Origin of the sequence: Gordonia iterans (assembly GCF_002993285.1) — a bacterium.
Taxonomy (GTDB): domain Bacteria; phylum Actinomycetota; class Actinomycetes; order Mycobacteriales; family Mycobacteriaceae; genus Gordonia; species Gordonia iterans.
The window spans coordinates 1592021-1608537 of sequence record NZ_CP027433.1 but is presented as its reverse complement, the minus strand read 5'-3'; the positions used below and the strand labels follow the sequence as shown (position 1 = coordinate 1608537).

Sequence of the window (16517 nt, the reverse complement as noted above, 5' to 3'; positions counted from 1 at the left end):
CGACGCCACGGGAGACCGATACGGGTACGCCGACCGCCCGGGACAGGGCCGAGCGGCCGGCGTGCTCGAAGCGTGCGCCGTGCAGGCGTCAGGAAGCGGGAGCGAGCTCCACGTCCGAGTCGCTCGACGGCGAGGTGTCGTCGTTCGACGGCGAGGTGTCGTCGCTCGACGAGGCGTCGCCCGTGTCGGCGTCGCCGTTGGACTCGGACTCAGTCGCGTCCGCCTTGGTGTCCGTCGTCCCGGCGAGCTCGTCCTGATCGGCGTCCGGCTCGATTCCCGACGATCCGTTCGCGCTCTCGTCCTGCTGGCTGTCCTCAGCGTGGCCGAGGCCGTCGAGCGACGGGGTCGACCTGTCCCCCGACTTGGTGGAGGAGTCGGCGTCCTCCTCGCCGGACTCACTGCCGCCGAGCCCGATCTCAGAGCTCGCCGCCGCCAGGCTCGCCTGCTCTGCCATGAGCGGATCGACGTCGACGGTGGTGAACGAGCTGGCATTCTGCGCCAGCCCGGTCGGCAGCAGTCCGCCCAGGTCGGACAGCGCACCCAGCAGATCCCCGAGGTTGCTGAGGATCTGAACCATCGGCCCCTCGGTGAGACTCGGGAATTGACCGTTGAACAGATCGTTCGTGTTCCACGGGCTGATGGTGTACAGATCCAGGATGTTGAACGCCGAGAATCCCAGCGACGGAATCAGATCCGCAAAACCGGTCGGTGTGCCGAAGGCGACGCTGGGCAGGCTGAGGTAGTTGACGAAGTCGGGCGCGTCGAACCCCGGAATCAACTGCCCCACTAGACCACCGTCACCGTGGACCTTCGCGATGCCAGGGAACAAGCCTACCGTCGAACCCAGCCAGTTGACGGTGATGGGCGCGCCGTTCGCCACGGTCTCGAAGCCGTAGCTGCTAGTTAGCGCCGCCAGGTAGTCCGGACCGTTGAAGCTCAACCGCCCGAAATCCTTCAGGAGGTAGATCGGCTGGCCACTCAGCGCATTGCCGACGATCGCCCCCAACTGCGTCGGATCCGTCAAGTAGGTGAGAATCGACAGCGGATTGGTCAGACCGAGCTGCACCTCACCGGTTGGTTTGTTGTATCGTCCGTCGATCAGTGCCGCGATGTTCACGCAGCTGCCTGCGGAGCCCGAGTTCGCGAACGCGAAACCACCGAGGCAGAACACCTGGTCAGCGGGCAGACTCTCGCGAGTGATCTCGCCACCGCTGATTGTCGTGATGACGTCACCCAATGTCGGGAGGTCGAGCAAGTCTCCAAGATCGATCTCGAGGTCGTCGAGTATGTCACCCAACAGGCCTCCCAGGATTCCGCCGCCCAAGAGACCACCGAGGATGTCGTCGACCTCGAGGTCCCAGAGATCATCGAAGATCTGAGTTATGCCGTCAGTGGCCATCGCCACGCCGAGAATCGAGATCGCCGTCGCACTCGTACCCTCGCCGATGGGAATAGCGACCGCGGCACCCGGCAAGATCGAAATGGCCAACTCATGCCCGGGTGTCAATCCGAGTTCGTCGAGGACCCAATCCACGATCGGATCCAGAATCTCCACCGGAAGCCCGAGCCCGCTGAGCAGGCCTGTGATCTGGTCGCGAAGATACTGCGGGCCGAGCGCGACTCCGCCGAGATAGCCGCCGCTCTCGATTCCGAGCGCTTCCACGAGGCTGTCCCCGATCCGAGTGCCCTCGGTGTGGATGCCGGCGAGTGCATCGGTGATCGCCGGAACACCCGCGTCAGCGACTCCAGCTCCGGGCCCGAGCGCGAGGCTCGCCGTGACGGCGGCGGTCGCGGTCAGGACCGTGGCGCCGGTGGCGCCTTTGCGGACGGTCGATCCGGACACGTTGAAACTGAAACCGGAACGGGTGACCGTCCGGGTACGGCGTGCGTTGTGTTTGCCCATGACTGTGGACTCCTGCGGTGATGGTCCAGACCCCCCGGGTGTCACAGACCGACTTCGAATAGGTGTGACGAAGATAACGTGACCGCGGTCCGTTCACAGCGAAAATTCAGAAATCTCGCGTGTCAGTCTTCCCACCGAACTTCCCAGCGAATCACCGAGGGTGCGCGGCACGCACACGGCAACGACGATCAGCGCGGGGTCTGGTGCCCCGGGCGGACCAGGAACAGCGTGGCCGTCGCACCGACGACGAGCACCGCGGTGCCCAGGTACAGCGACTGCCCCATCGCCGCGGCAAAGCCCTCACGCAGGCCCGCCGGCAGCTGCGAAACAGTCTGTGCCTCATGCCGTTCCATGCTGACGCCGGGGAGCTCGACGGCCAGGCGGGTCATCATCAGCGCACCGATCGCGGCGGTGCCGATCACCGAGCCGATCACGCGCGTGGTGTTGTAGACGCCCGCGCCCGCACCGGCGACGTGCCACGGCAGATTCCGGGTCGCCGTGGCCGCCAGCGGCGCCCAGATCCCCGCGCTGGACACGCCCATCAGGAAAGTCGGCAGCAACAGCAGCCACACCGGGGTCTCCGGTGTCATCAGCCACGCGGCGGCGCCGAGTGCGACGGCGTAGCCGAACAGGCCGGCCGAGACCACGTTGCGCGGGTGCACCCTGTCGAGCACCCGCCCCACGATCGGCGCGAGCACGCCGGTGAGGACGGCCATCGGCACCAGCATCAGCGCCGAACGCGTCGGCGACATCCCGCCGACGAACTGCAGGAAGAACATGAGCGGAATCATGGTGCCGGAGACGGCGAAGCCCATCGAGGCGATCCCCACATTGGAGAGTGTGAAGTTTCGGTCCCGGAACACGCTCAGCGGCACCAGCGGTTCGCCGCGCATCCGCGCCTCCCACAGGACGAACAGACCCATCACCGCGACACCGGCCGCGATCAGGCACCACACCCAGGCCGCCCATTCGAAGGTCTCGCCTTCCAGGATCCCGAACACCAGCGCCGTGAGTCCCACCGCGGACAGCGCCACCCCGATCCAGTCGAAGCGGTGGTCGTGCGTCGCGACGGTCGGCACCAGCGCCTGCGCCAGCACCAGGCCCACCAGCCCCACCGGCAGATTGACGAAGAAGATCCACTCCCAGCCGAACGCGTCGGTGAGGATCCCGCCGAGCAGCGGCCCCACCAGCGTCGCCACTCCGGCGACCGTGCCCCACACGCCCATCGCCGCACCCCGCCGCTCCGGCGGGAACATCCGGGTCACCAGCGCCATGGTCTGCGGAGTGATCAACGCCGCGCCGACGCCCTGCAGCGCGCGGGCCGCGATCAACTCGCCGATCGACGACGAGAGCCCGCACCACACGCTGGCGACGGTGAACACCACCAGCCCCACCTGATAGATCGTCTTCGGCCCGAACTTGTCGCCGAGGCGCCCGGCGATCAGCAGCGGCACCGCGTAGGTGAGCAGGTAGGCGCTGGACACCCAGACGATTCCGGTCACCGAGGCGTCCAGCGCCTCCATGATCTGCGGCTGGGCGACCGCCACGATCGACATGTCCACCAGGATCATGAAGAAGCCCACGCAGAGCGCCAGCAGACCCGCCCACGGCCGATCGGTGACCGGCGTGAACTGCGGCGGACGCGCACCGGCCTGGGTGGGAACGGTCATACCGGGCAGCCTCGTCTCTCCTGGCCGTCGTCCCTCACGACGCGGCGCGCATCGGTCACTCTGGCATAGCCTGGAGACCGACCACCACCCCGGAACGACGGTGATGGACGACACCCCCGGCGAGGGAACAGCCGACCCCGCCGGAGCGTTGGAACGATGTTGTCCGCGGACCCGACAGCGCCCCGGACCAGAACGGAGCATCACCCATGTTGCGTAAGAAGAAGTCAGCCGCCGATCCGCACGCCCAGCTCGACGTCTACCGCGGCGCGCAGTCCCCCGTTCCCGTCGGAGACACCGCCGTCGCTGCCCTGGCGGCCGACCCGGACGAGAACGACACCCGCGCGGTTTCGCTGGTCAAGCGCATCGTCGAGAAGGCCCATCGCCTGCAGGAGCCGGCCGTCGCCAAGTACGTCGCCCGGCTCCGCGAGAAGTACCCGAACGACTCCCCCGAGCAGTTGCTGCGCCGCATCGAACGGCGCTACCTCAACACCGTGACCGTGTCCGGCGGCGCCGTGGGCGCGACCGCGTCGATCCCCGGTGTCGGCACCGTCGCCGCGATCTCGGCGCTCAGCGCCGACACCGCCGTCTTCATCGAGGCCTCCGCCCTGCTCGCGCTGGCGACCGCCGAGGTGTACGGGATCTCCCCGCAGGAGTCGGAACGACGACGAGCACTGGTCCTCTCGGTGGCCATGGGCGAGGAGGGCATCACCGCCCTGGGCAAGGTCGCCGGTGTCCGCGGCACCGACGCCCTCACGCGGCTGGCCGGCCCGGCCCTCTCGACCAAGCGGCTGACCGCCCTGAACAACGTCCTGACCAAGCGCATGGTGAAGAAGTTCGCGATCCGTCGCGCGCCCATCCTGGCCGGCAAGCTGATCCCCGGCGGGATCGGTGCGGCGGTCGGCGGCGCGGGCAACCGCGCACTGGGCACCCTGGTGCTGCGCAACGCGCGCCAGGCCTTCGGACCGCCTCCCCGCTTCTGGGACATCGACGGCACCGTCGTCGAGCCGGCGTCCGTCACCGGATCCCGCGGCCTCCGGTCGATCGACGGCGAGCGTCTTTGACACCTGGGCCGATCGCCCGGCTGGCGGGCCGCTGCTGGCGCCACCGCAGGCTCGCCGTCGTCACCGCCGCCGTGACGCTGGGGGCGGTGGCGGTGGACCTGACCGCCCCGCTGCTGGCCCGCGCGGCCATCGACCACGCGACCGGCGCCGTCACCGGCGGCCCGGCCCTGGGCGTGCTGATCGCCTTGCTCCTGGCGGCCGCGCTGGTGCGCTACGCGTGCCAGTTCGGGCGGCGGCTGACCGCCGGACGACTCTCCATCGTCGTCCAGGACGACCTGCGGCGGTCCATGCTCGACACGCTCCTGCACGTCGACGGCCGGGCGCAGGACTCCATCCGCACCGGGCAGGTGGTGTCCCGGTCGATCTCCGACCTCCAGGTGGTGCAGAGCCTCCTCGCGATGACGCCGCTCGCCCTCGGCGGTGCGGTGCAGGCGGTTCTGGCCATCGGCATCATGTGGTGGCTCTCGCCGCTGCTGACCCTGGTCACACTGACGATGGTGCCCCTGATCGCGTTGGTGGCCTACCGCGGCCGTCGCCGTCTGTTCGCCGCCACCTGGTCCGCGCAGCAGGCCGCGGCCGAACTGGCCGGCCACGTCGAAGAGACCGTGACCGGAGTCCGCGTGGTCAAGGGTTTCGGCCAGGAACGACGAGCCACCGACGAGCTCACCGCTCTGGGCGGCACCCTGTATCGGCTGCGCCTGCGCGCCGCGCGCCTGTCCGCGCGCTTCACCCCCACCCTGAGCGCCGTGCCGCAACTCGGTCTGGTGCTGGTGATCGCCGTCGGCGGCTGGCTGACCCTGCGCGGCGAGCTCACCGCCGGCACCTTTCTGGCCTTCGCCACCTACCTCGCCACCATGACCGCCCTGGCCCGCATCCTGACCAATCTGGTCGTGGCCTCCCAGCTCGCCGCCGCCTCCGCCGACCGCGTGTTCGGCGTCATCGACCATCCGCGCGACCCGGCGCTCGACAACACCGAGACGCTCCCCGACGGTCCGCTCGGCCTCGCCCTGGACGACGTCCACTTCGCCCACGGCGGCCGCCCCGTACTGAGCGGCGTCAGCCTGACCGTCGCCCCCGGCGAGTGCGTCGCGGTGGTCGGCGGTCCCGGATCGGGCAAGTCGTCGCTGGTGTCCCTGTTCGACGGCACCTATCCGGCCGATTCCGGCACCGTCGCCGTCGTCGATCAGGCCGGGCGGACGTACGACGTCGGCGCCCTCGCCCCGGATGCGCTGCACGCGGCGATGGCGGTCGCCTTCGACGAGCCCTTCCTCTACTCGGACACCGTCGCGGCCAACGTGGCCCTCGGCCCGCTCCCACCCCCGCCGCCGGACGACCCCGCCCTCCGAGTCGCCACCGACCGGGCCGCGGCCACGGGGTTCGTCGAGGCGCTTCCCGAGGGCTTCGCCAGCCCCGTCGGCGAACGCGGCCTCACCCTCTCCGGCGGACAACGGCAGCGGATCGCCCTGGCACGCGCGTTCCACGCGCGGCCCCGCATCCTCGTGCTCGACGACGCCACCTCCGCCGTGGACGCGATCACCGAGACCGACATCCTCGGTCGGCTGCGCAGCACCGGGACGGACGAGGGCGCCGGTCCGACCACGATGCTGGTGCTGGCGCATCGCCGATCCACGCTGGCTGTCGCCGATCGGGTCGCGGTGCTCGACGGCGGTCGGATCGTCGACGTCGGCACGGTGGCCGAACTCGACGCCCGGTGCGCGCGCTTCCGGGAACTGATGTCGCCGCTGGCGCCGTCCGAACCGTCGGCCGACCATTCCCGGGCGAGTTCCCCCGAACCGACTGCGGCGCAGCTCTGGCCGGACGACGCGCCAGTCCCCGAACCCGCCCGCACTCAGGTGAGCGCCGCGAAGTCCCGGCCGGGCGCCCCCGGCGGCGGGGGCGGCGGCCAGATCGCGAGTGCGCTCGGCGCGGTCCCGGCCACCCCCGAACTCGAAGCGGCCGTCGCCGCGCTGCCGCCGGCCGACGAGGACCCGCGCGTCGACGTCGACGCCGCGCGACGGGAGGATCCCTCGTTCTCCCTCCGCCAGATCCTGCGGCCGGTCCGCGGCCTCCTGATCGTGGTGCTGGCGACCGTGGTGCTCGACACCCTGATCGGCCTCGCCTTCCCGTCGTTGGCACGCGTGGTGCTCGACGCGGCCGCCGCCCAGCACGCCGACGTGCTGTGGGCGGCCACGGCGGCCGGCGTGGTCCTGGTGGTGCTGGGCTGGGCGGCCGGCGCGGTGAACACCGTGTTCGCGGCCCGCGCCGGGGAGCGCGTGCTCTACGGCCTGCGCGTGCGCAGCTACGCCCACCTGCAGAGACTCGGCCTCGACTACTACGAGCGCGAACTGTCCGGGCGGATCATGACGCGGATGACCACCGACGTCGACGCTCTCTCGAACTTCATTCAGACCTCGCTGACCAACGCGGTGGTCGCGCTGCTCACCGTGTTCGGCGTCCTCGCCGCCCTGCTGGCGACCGACTGGCGCCTCGCTCTGGCGATCGTTCCGGTGTTCCCGATCCTCGCCCTCGCGACCGTCTGGTTCCGGCGCGTCGCCGGCGACGCGTACACCAGGGCGCGGGAACTGGTGTCCGCGGTCAACGCGGACTTCCAGGAGAACATCGCCGCGCTGACCCCCACGCGCGCCTACCGACACACCGAGATCGCGCGCGAGCGCTTCGCCCGGCGGTCGGACGCCTGGGTGGCCGCCCGCATGGTCAGCCAACGCGCCGTCGCCCTGTACTTCCCGTTCATCACCTTCTGCGCGGACGTCGCCGCCGCCGTCGCGATCGGCGTCGGCGCACACCAGATCGCGCAAGGGGGCCTCTCGGCCGGCACGCTGGTGGCCTTTGTGCTGTACCTGGCCTTGCTGTTCGGCCCGGTCCAGCAGCTCACCACAGTGTTCGACGCCTACCAGCAGGCCGCGGTCGGCCTCCGCCGGATCGGCGATCTGCTGGGCACCCCGAGCTCCCTGGTCGAGCGACAGGCGGTTTCGACTCCGCTCAACCAGCGAGACGATCACACCCCGCCGACCGATCGACAGGCGGTTTCGACTCCGCTCAACCAGCGAGACGACCGGGGAGGCGCCCGGGTCTGTCTGGACGGGGTCTCGTTCCGGTACGCCGGCGCACAGACCGACGCGCTGCACCAGGTGGACCTGCACCTGGAGCCGGGCACCTCGCTGGCGCTCGTCGGGCCGACCGGCGCCGGCAAGTCGACCGTGGTCAAACTGCTCGCGCGGTTCTACGACCCCACGCACGGCCGCATCACGTTCGACGGCGACGATCTGCGCGACCTCGATCTGCACCGCTACCGCGCCCGGCTCGGCGTCGTCCCCCAGGAGGCGCACCTGTTCGCCGGGACCGTGGCCGACAACATCGCCTACGGCCGGCCGGATGCGACCCGTGAGCAGATCGCCGAGGCCGCGCGACGAGTCGGCGCCTCGGCGATGATCGCCGGACTGCCCACCGGGATGCGCACACCGGTGACCGAACGCGGGCGCAGCCTCTCCTCGGGACAGCGCCAACTGATCGCGCTGGCGCGGGCCGAACTCGTCGAACCGGACCTGATCCTGCTCGACGAGGCCACCGCCCACCTCGACCAGGCCACCGAGGCACAGGTCCTCGCCGCGGCGACGGCCCTGCGGAGCAGACGCACCAGCGTCATCGTCGCCCATCGGCTCGCCACCGCCGCCCGTGCCGACCGGGTCGCGGTGGTCTCCGGCGGCGAGATCGTCGAGCTCGGCACCCACGACGACCTCCTCGCCGCCGGTGGCGCGTACGCGGCGCTGTGGGCGGCGGGCACCGAACCCGACGACGCCCAGTCCGACGACGCCCAGTCCGACGACGCCGAGTCAACCGGTGCCGAGTCCGCCGAATCGACGACCCGTTCCGGCGTCGCGCCGTGATTCCCGCCACTTACTCGTCGGTCACCCCGGGTTCGGTCGACAAGACCAGGCGAGAGCGGCGCGCGGCGCGTAACATCGACGGTTGGCCGGGCACGTGTTCTTCCCGACTGCGCGCCGGCCGTGCGATGAACAACACACCCGAGCACTTAAGAGGCGAGACGACGCTGTGAGCAGTTCGACATCCGAGACCGACTACGGGCAGAACGAGTGGTTGGTCGAGGAGATGTACCAACGATTCCAGACCGACCCGGGATCGGTCGATCCCAGTTGGCACGAACTCCTCAAGTCCTACAAGCCCAACGGCAGCGGCGCCTCCTCGACTCCCGCCGCACCGGCCGAGCCCGCCTCCGCCGCACCCGCGCCGGAGGCAGCGGCCCAGCCGACCCCGGCCCCACGGACTGCGGCCCCCGCCCAGGCGCCCGCGCAAGCCGCCGCCTCCACGCCGTCCAAGCCCGGCCTCACCCTGGACGCCGAGCCCGAGCGCGGTCCGCAGTCCGCGGCGCGCAAGGCGCCGCCCGCTCAGTCCGCCGGTTCCAAGGCCGCCTCCGGCGTCAGCCGCACCGCCGCCGCGAACAAGCGGACCGCCGATCCCGTCGCGGACGAGGCCAAGGTGATCCGCGGTCCCGCGGCCGCCATCGTCAAGAACATGAACGCCTCGCTCGAGGTGCCCACCGCCACCAGCGTCCGGGCCATCCCGGTCAAGCTGATGATCGACAACCGCATCGTCATCAACAACCAGCTGGCGCGCACCCGAGGCGGCAAGGTCAGCTTCACCCACATCCTGGGCTACGCGATCGTGCAGGCCCTCAAGGACTTCCCGAACCTGAACCGGCACTTCAGCGAGATCGACGGCAAGCCGAACGTCGTCACCCCCGCCCACACCAATCTCGGCCTCGCCATCGACCTCCCGGGCAAGGGCGGCACCCGCACGCTGGTGGTCGCCGCCATCAAGGGCTGCGAGACGATGGGCTTCGGCGAGTTCTGGGCCGCCTACGAGGACATCGTCCGTCGCGCCCGCGAGGGCAAGCTGACCGCCGAGGACTTCTCCGGCGTCACCATCTCGCTGACCAACCCGGGCACCATCGGCACCGTGCACTCGGTGCCCCGCCTGATGCCGGGCCAGGGCGCCATCATCGGCGCCGGCGCGATGGAGTACCCGGCCGAGTTCCAGGGCTCCAGCGACGAGCAGCTCGCCGACGCCGGCGTCGGCAAGGTGATGACCCTCACCTCCACCTACGACCACCGCATCATCCAGGGCGCCGAGTCCGGCGACTTCCTGCGCCGCATCCACCACCTGATCCTCGACGACGCGTTCTGGGACGAGATCTTCACCGCGCTCCACATCCCGTACGAGCCGATCCGCTGGCGCCGCGACATCCCGGCCGGCGCGGTGGACAAGAACACCCGCGTCCTCGAGTTGATCGCCGCGTACCGCAGCCGCGGCCACCTGATGGCCGACACCGATCCGCTGATGATGGAGAGCGATGCCCGCGCCGCCCATCCCGACCTCGACGTCCTGACCTACGGCCTCACCCTGTGGGACCTGGACCGCACGTTCAACGTCGGCGGCTTCCACGGCCAGCAGCGGATGAAGCTGCGCGACGTGCTCTCGATCCTGCGCGATGCGTACTGCCGCCACGTCGGCGTGGAGTACACCCACATCCTCGACCCCGAACAGCAGCGCTGGCTGCAGGAGCGGGTCGAGGTGAAGCACGTCAAGCCGCCGGTCGCCGAGCAGAAGTACATCCTGTCCAAGCTCAACGCCGCCGAGGCCTTCGAGACCTTCTTGCAGACCAAGTACGTCGGCCAGAAGCGCTTCTCGCTGGAGGGCGCCGAGTCGGTGATCCCGATGATGGACGCGGTGATCGACCGCAGCGCCGAGCACAGCCTGCAAGAGGTCATCATCGGCATGCCGCACCGCGGCCGCCTCAACGTGCTGGCCAACATCGTCGGCAAGCCCTACTCCAAGATCTTCACCGAGTTCGAGGGCAATCTGGGCAACGCGCAGGCGCACGGCTCCGGCGACGTGAAGTACCACCTCGGCGCCGAGGGCGTCTACTACCAGATGTTCGGCGACAACGAGATCAACGTCTCGCTGACCGCCAACCCCAGCCACCTGGAGGCCGTCGACCCGGTGCTGGAAGGCATCGTCCGCGCCAAGCAGGACATGCTGCCCGTAGAGCAGCAGTTCGACATCCTCCCGCTGATGCTGCACGGCGACGCCGCGTTCGCCGGGCAGGGCGTGGTGCCCGAGACCCTCAACCTGTCGATGCTCGAGGGCTACCGCACCGGCGGCACCGTGCACATCGTGGTCAACAACCAGGTCGGCTTCACCACCGCCCCCGAGTACTCACGGTCCACGCAGTACTGCACCGACGTCGCCAAGATGATCGGAGCGCCGATCCTGCACGTCAACGGCGACGACCCCGAGGCCTGCGTGTGGGCGGCTCAGCTGGCCGTCGACTACCGCGAGGCGTTCAACCGCGACGTGGTGATCGACCTGGTCTGCTACCGCCGTCGCGGACACAACGAGGGCGACGATCCGTCGATGACCCAGCCGGCCATGTACGACGTGATCGACAGCCTCCGCAGCGTCCGCAAGAGCTACACCGAATCGCTGATCGGTCGTGGCGACATCTCCACCAAGGAGGCCGAGGACGCCCTGCGCGACTACCAGGGGCAGTTGGAGCGGGTCTTCGTCGAGGTCAAGGAGCTCGATCGGTTCCGGCCAGAGCCGTCGCCGTCGATCCTGGCCGACCAGGAACTCCAGGTGAACCTGAAGACCGCCGTGCCGCAGGCCGCGCTGGCCAAGATCGGCGAGGCCTTCGCCAACGTCCCGGAGGGCTTCACGCCGCATCCGCGGGTGAAGCCGGTGCTCGAACGCCGGCTGGAGATGTCGCAGGGCGGCGACGTGGACTGGGCCTTCGCCGAGCTGCTCGCCTTCGGCACCCTCGTCGAGGAGGGCATCACGGTCCGCCTGTCCGGCCAGGACTCGCGGCGCGGCACCTTCACCCAGCGCCATTCGGTGCTGATCGACCGCGAGAACGGTTCGGAGTACACCCCGCTCAACACCATCGCCACCGAGGGCCCGGGCCGCTTCCTGGTCTACGACTCCCCGCTGAGCGAGTTCGCCGTCCTCGGCTTCGAGTACGGCTACGCGATCGGGAATCCCGAGGCGTTGGTCCTCTGGGAGGCTCAGTTCGGAGACTTCGTCAACGGGGCCCAGTCGATCATCGACGAGTTCATCAGCTCGGGAGAGGCCAAGTGGGGCCAGCGCAGCGACGTCGTGCTGCTGCTGCCGCACGGTCACGAGGGCCAGGGCCCGGACCACACGTCGGGCCGCATCGAGCGCTTCCTGCAGCTGTGCGCCGAGGGGTCGATGACCGTGGCGCTCCCCTCCACCCCGGCCAGCTACTTCCATCTGCTGCGCCGCCACGTGCACGACGGCATCAGCCGCCCGCTGATCGTCTTCACGCCGAAGTCGATGCTCCGCAACAAGGCCGCGGTCTCGCCTCTCGATGAGTTCACCGAGGGCAAGTTCCTGTCGGTGCGCGACGATCCCCGCTTCGCGGGCAACTTCAAGGGCGAGGGCAGCCAGCTCGACCGCGCCGGTGTCGAGCGCGTCCTGCTGGTGTCCGGCAAGCTCTACTGGGAACTGGCTGCTCGCGCCAAGAAGGACGATCGCAGCGACATCGCGATCGTCCGGATCGAGCAGCTGCACCCGGTGCCGCACCGCCGGCTGGCCCGTACCCTGTCGCAGTACCCGAACGCGAAGGACTTCGTGTGGGTTCAGGAGGAGCCGGCCAACCAGGGTCCGTGGCCGTTCCTGGGACTGTGGCTGCCGGACCTGCTTCCCGATCTGCTCTCGGGCCTGCGGCGGATCTCGCGCCGACCGATGTCGGCGCCGTCGTCGGGCTCGTCGAAGGTGCACGCGGTGGAGCAGGCCGAGATCATCGACGAGGCCTTCAGCTGACACCTCGCTGATCGAGCAGTCCCTCGCTGATCGAGCAGTCCTCGCTGATCGAGCGGAGTCGAGATCCCTCGGCTCCGCTCGATCCGTGTGCGGGCCCTACGCGTCGACGGAGGCGGCGGCGCCGGCGAGCGCCAGCAGCGACGACGTGATCAGGGCGAGCACCTGATCACGGCTCATCACCGGGTCGGCGATCCACCGGGTCATGACGTCCTCGACGAACGCGATCCATCCCAGCACCGCCGCTTCGACCGTGGGCGTCACTTCGATGCCCATCGCCGGGGCGAAGGCGAGCACCCGGCGAGCCACCGCGGCCCGGGTCTCCTCGGTCACCGCCCGCATCTTCGGATCGGCGCTGAGCGCCCCGCGCAGCACCGAGGCGTACGCGGTCGGGTTCACCTCCACGTACTCGACGTAGGCGGCGAGCGCGGCCGCCGCGATCTCGGCGGGATCGTCAAGACCCGCGGGCGGACGGGTCAACGCGAGCATCTCATCACCCTGCTCCCGCAGAATCGCCAACTGAAAGTCCTGCTTGGACTCGAAGTAATGGAACATCAGGCCCCGGGATACCCCGGCCGCCTCCGCGACCGCGTCCATGGTGACGTCCTCCGGCCGCAGCTCCCTGCTGAGGGCGAGCCCGAGATCGAGCAGCTGGCGCCGCCGCTCCGCGGGGCTCATGCGACGGCGACGGCCCTTCGCCGAAAGGCTGTGCGCGGCGGGCGCCTCGTCGTCGTACGTCGTCATGCGACCACCGTAAGCGACTATTGGCAGCTTCTCAACAACTATTGACGCTCTGTCAGTAAGTCTCTACTGTGAGCACCATGACAACACGCGATGTAGAGATCGCCATCATCGGGGCCGGCTTCTCCGGGCTCGGCGCCGCGATCAAAGCCCAACAGCACGGCTTCGACGACTTCCTGGTCCTCGACCGCGGCACCGACTTCGGCGGCACCTGGCGCGACAACACCTACCCCGGTGCGGCATGCGACGTCCCGTCGCACCTGTACTCGTACTCGTTCGCACTGAACCCGGGCTGGAGCCGCTCCTACTCTCACCAGGAGGAGATCCACCGGTACATCAACGACGTCGCCGCCGAGCACGGCATCGGCGCCAAGACCTGGTTCGGCACCGAAGTGACCCGTGCCGCCTGGGACGAGGCCGCCGGACGCTGGACAGTCGACTTCGAACGCGACGGCGAAGCCGGCCGGGTCACCGCTCGCCACCTCGTCGGCGCGATCGGCCCGCTGTGTGAGCCCAACCTGCCCGATATCGAGGGCATCGACTCGTTCGCCGGAAGGGTGGTGCACTCCGCGCGCTGGGACGCCGACTACGACTTCGCCGGCAAGCGCGTGGCGGTGATCGGCACCGGCGCCTCGGCCATTCAGCTCGTTCCCGAACTGGCGAAGATCGCCGGTCACCTGGAGGTGTACCAGCGCACCGCGCCGTGGATCGTCCCGCGTACCGAGCGACCCTACCTGCCCGCCGAGAACTGGGCCTTCAAGAACGTCCCCGGCCTGCAGAACCTGGTCCGGGGCGCCATCTACACCGCCAACGAGACCGTCGCCGCGGGCATGACCTACGCGCCCAAGGCCCTCAAGCCGGTGGAGGCGCTCTGCCGCGCCAACATCTTCCGAGGCATCCGCGACCCGGAACTGCGCAAGCAGGTGACGCCGACCTTCGCGGTGGGCTGCAAGCGGATCCTCAAGTCCAACGACTGGTACCCCGCTCTGGATCGGCCGAACGTCGACCTCGTCACCACCGGCATCGAGCGCATCACCGCCGACACAATCGTCACCGCCGACGGCGCCGAACATCCGGTGGACGTGATCGTGGTCGCCACCGGATTCCACGTGACCGACTCCCCCGTGTTCGACGCGATCATCGGCGCCGACGGCCGCAGTCTGGCCCAGGTATGGGACGAGATCGGCATGCAGGGCTACAAGGGCGCCTTCGTCCACGGCTTTCCGAACCTGATGCTGCTGATCGGACCGTCCACCGGCCTCGGCCACACCTCGATGGTCTACATGATCGAGTCTCAGCTGAACTACCTGGTCGACTACCTGAAGAAGACCGCGGCGGCCGGCATCACGCGCACCGACGTCACCCTCGACGCGCAGCAACGCTACAACGCCGGCATCCAGCGCAAGCTGCGCCGCAGCGTGTGGGTCAACGGCGGCTGCTCGTCCTGGTACAAGGACGCCAACGGCAACATCACCACGCTGTGGCCCGGGTTCACCTTCGACTTCCGCAACGCCACCCGGCGCTTCGACATCGCCGCGTACGACGTCGCGACGTCCGCCCCCACCGACACCCCGGCCGCCGCCGAGCCCGCTCCGGCCACCGTCTGAACCTCCATACAGAACAAAGGACACTCATATGAAAGACTTCCGCGACAAGGTCGTCGTGATCACCGGCGCCGGCTCGGGAATCGGCCGCGAACTCGCCCTCGCCGCCGCCAAGCGCGGCGCCAAGGTCGCCATCTCCGACGTCGATCCGGACGGCCTGGCCACGACCGAACGCCTGGTGAAGGAGTCGGGTGCGCAGGTGCACAGCCAGCTGCTCAACGTCGCCGAGCGAGAGGCCGTGCTGACCTACGCCGACACCGTCGCCGAACACTTCGGCCGGGTGAACGCCGTCGTCAACAACGCCGGCATCGCCCACCACGGCGAGGTCGAGACGATGGAGTTCAAAGACATCGAACGCATCATGGACGTCGACTACTGGGGCGTCGTGAACGGCACCAAGGCGTTCCTGCCGCACATCATCGCCTCCGGCGACGGCGCCATCGTCAACATCTCGTCGCTGTTCGGCCTGCTCGCCGAGCCCGGCCAGAGCGCCTACAACTCGGCCAAGTTCGCCGTCCGCGGCTTCACCGAAGCCCTGCGCCAGGAGATGCTCCTCGACCACCCCGAGGTCAAGGTCACCTGCGTACACCCCGGCGGCATCAAGACCGCCGTCGCCCGGAACGCGACCACGTCGGGCAGCCACGACCAGAAGGCATCGGCCGAGTTCTTCGACAAGTACCTCGCCCGCACCTCCGCAGCGAAGGCGGCGCAGATCATTCTGCGCGCCGTCGAGAAGGAGAACGGCCGGGTGCTGGTCGGCGCGGACGCCAAGGTGATCGACCTCGGTGTGCGCCTGGTGGGCTCCTGGTATCAGGGGATCACCGCCAAGGTGACCAAACTCGCGCTCTCCCGCATCGGGTGACCCAGTGCGTCCGCGGCGCGCGCATCCGGTAGTCAATCGGGTGCGGGCGCCGCGGTCTGCTTTCTCTCCACCCCGAGAGGCGTGGTGATGTTCTCGAGCGACTTGCCGGCCGCGTCGATGCCCCAGACGAACGCGATGAGCCCGCCGGCGATCATCATGCCGGCGCCGAAGTAGTAGCCCACCGCCAGCGGACCCCGGGACGTCCCCGCACCGATCATCGCGCCGAAGATCACCGGCCCCAGGGCGCCGAACACCTGGGCGACGGAGAAGAAGTAGCTGATCACCTGGCTCCGGATCTCCAGCGGGAACACCTCCGAGACCGTCAGATATGCGCTCGAGGCCCCCGCCGAGGCGAAGAAGAAGGCGATACACCACAGGATCGTCTGGGTCAGCGCGTTCAGCACGCCCGCGTGGAACAGCCCCGCCGACACCGCGAGCGTGACGCCCCCCAGACCGTACGTCAGCAGGATCATCTGCCGCCGCCCCCACGTGTCGAACAGCCTGCCCAAGAGCAGCGGCCCGAGCAGATTGCCGATCGCGAACGGGAAGAAGTAGTACTGCGTCGACGCCGGGGTGGTGCCGTAGAAGTTCTGCAAGACCAGCGCGTAGGTGAAGAAGATCGCGTTGTACAGGAACGACTGCGTGATCATCATCGTCGCGCCGACGAGCGTTCGGCGCGGGTACTGGCGGAACAGAATGTGCAGGATCTGCCGGGCCGTGGCCTGCGGAACGTTCCTGACGGCGACCTCGGTGTCCGCGCTCACCGCGGGGCAGGGTCCACGTCGGATCCACCTTCTGTTC

Annotated in this window: 9 protein-coding genes; 5 read left to right on the top strand and 4 right to left on the bottom strand. The window is 69.3% G+C overall.

Going from position 1 to position 16517, the window contains the following annotated elements; genetic code table 11:
* Nucleotides 1-88: 88 nt before the first annotated feature.
* Both C6V83_RS07475 and C6V83_RS07470 read right to left on the bottom strand, forming a co-directional pair.
* Nucleotides 89-1903, bottom strand: coding sequence for a hypothetical protein (locus C6V83_RS07475; RefSeq protein ID WP_105941872.1), 1815 nt, complete (start codon nt 1901-1903; stop codon nt 89-91).
* A 188-nt stretch (nt 1904-2091) separates the two neighbouring features.
* Nucleotides 2092-3573 (bottom strand): DHA2 family efflux MFS transporter permease subunit, encoded by a 1482-nt coding sequence (locus C6V83_RS07470; protein WP_105941871.1) that lies wholly within the window; start codon nt 3571-3573, stop codon nt 2092-2094.
* A 206-nt stretch (nt 3574-3779) separates the two neighbouring features.
* Here C6V83_RS07470 and C6V83_RS07465 point away from each other — a divergent pair, with 206 nt between their 5' ends.
* The 3 genes from C6V83_RS07465 (at nt 3780) to C6V83_RS07455 (ending at nt 12512) form a co-directional block, all read left to right on the top strand.
* On the top strand, nt 3780-4634 hold the full coding sequence (locus C6V83_RS07465) for a hypothetical protein (protein ID WP_407646256.1): 855 nt from the start codon (nt 3780-3782) through the stop codon (nt 4632-4634).
* Nucleotides 4631-8539, top strand: coding sequence for an ABC transporter ATP-binding protein (locus C6V83_RS07460; protein WP_234353915.1), 3909 nt, complete (start codon nt 4631-4633; stop codon nt 8537-8539). The genes C6V83_RS07465 and C6V83_RS07460 overlap by 4 nt, the downstream gene beginning before the upstream one ends.
* Before the next feature lie 166 nt (nt 8540-8705).
* Nucleotides 8706-12512: a multifunctional oxoglutarate decarboxylase/oxoglutarate dehydrogenase thiamine pyrophosphate-binding subunit/dihydrolipoyllysine-residue succinyltransferase subunit gene (locus C6V83_RS07455; RefSeq protein WP_105941869.1), complete on the top strand. Its 3807-nt coding sequence runs from the start codon at nt 8706-8708 to the stop codon at nt 12510-12512.
* 96 nt (nt 12513-12608) lie between these two features.
* Here the strand turns inward: C6V83_RS07455 and C6V83_RS07450 are convergent, their stop codons facing one another.
* The gene (locus tag C6V83_RS07450) at nt 12609-13253 is read right to left on the bottom strand and encodes a TetR/AcrR family transcriptional regulator (RefSeq protein WP_234353914.1); all 645 of its coding nucleotides are present in this window, start codon (nt 13251-13253) and stop codon (nt 12609-12611) included.
* A 77-nt stretch (nt 13254-13330) separates the two neighbouring features.
* On the opposite strand from C6V83_RS07450, the gene C6V83_RS07445 reads away from it, so the two are divergent.
* Together C6V83_RS07445 and C6V83_RS07440 are read left to right on the top strand one after the other, a co-directional pair.
* Entirely contained in the window at nt 13331-14857 is a 1527-nt protein-coding gene (locus C6V83_RS07445) for a flavin-containing monooxygenase (protein ID WP_105941868.1), read from the top strand.
* A gap of 28 nt (nt 14858-14885) precedes the next feature.
* Entirely contained in the window at nt 14886-15716 is an 831-nt protein-coding gene (locus C6V83_RS07440) for an SDR family NAD(P)-dependent oxidoreductase (RefSeq protein WP_105941867.1), read from the top strand.
* 32 nt (nt 15717-15748) lie between these two features.
* Here C6V83_RS07440 and C6V83_RS07435 read toward each other — a convergent pair whose 3' ends face one another.
* Entirely contained in the window at nt 15749-16480 is a 732-nt protein-coding gene (locus C6V83_RS07435) for an MFS transporter (RefSeq protein WP_199832601.1), read from the bottom strand.
* Between the last annotated feature and the right edge of the window lie 37 nt (nt 16481-16517).

Bases quoted from the DNA above. Each gene is read 5' to 3' on its own strand.
- C6V83_RS07475 (WP_105941872.1), bottom strand. From the start codon at position 1,903: ATGGGCAAACACAACGCACGCCGTACCCGGACGGTCACCCGTTCCGGT.
- C6V83_RS07470 (WP_105941871.1), bottom strand. From the start codon at position 3,573: ATGACCGTTCCCACCCAGGCCGGTGCGCGTCCGCCGCAGTTCACGCCG.
- C6V83_RS07465 (WP_407646256.1), top strand. From the start codon at position 3,780: ATGTTGCGTAAGAAGAAGTCAGCCGCCGATCCGCACGCCCAGCTCGAC.
- C6V83_RS07450 (WP_234353914.1), bottom strand. From the start codon at position 13,253: ATGACGACGTACGACGACGAGGCGCCCGCCGCGCACAGCCTTTCGGCG.
- C6V83_RS07445 (WP_105941868.1), top strand. From the start codon at position 13,331: ATGACAACACGCGATGTAGAGATCGCCATCATCGGGGCCGGCTTCTCC.
- C6V83_RS07440 (WP_105941867.1), top strand. From the start codon at position 14,886: ATGAAAGACTTCCGCGACAAGGTCGTCGTGATCACCGGCGCCGGCTCG.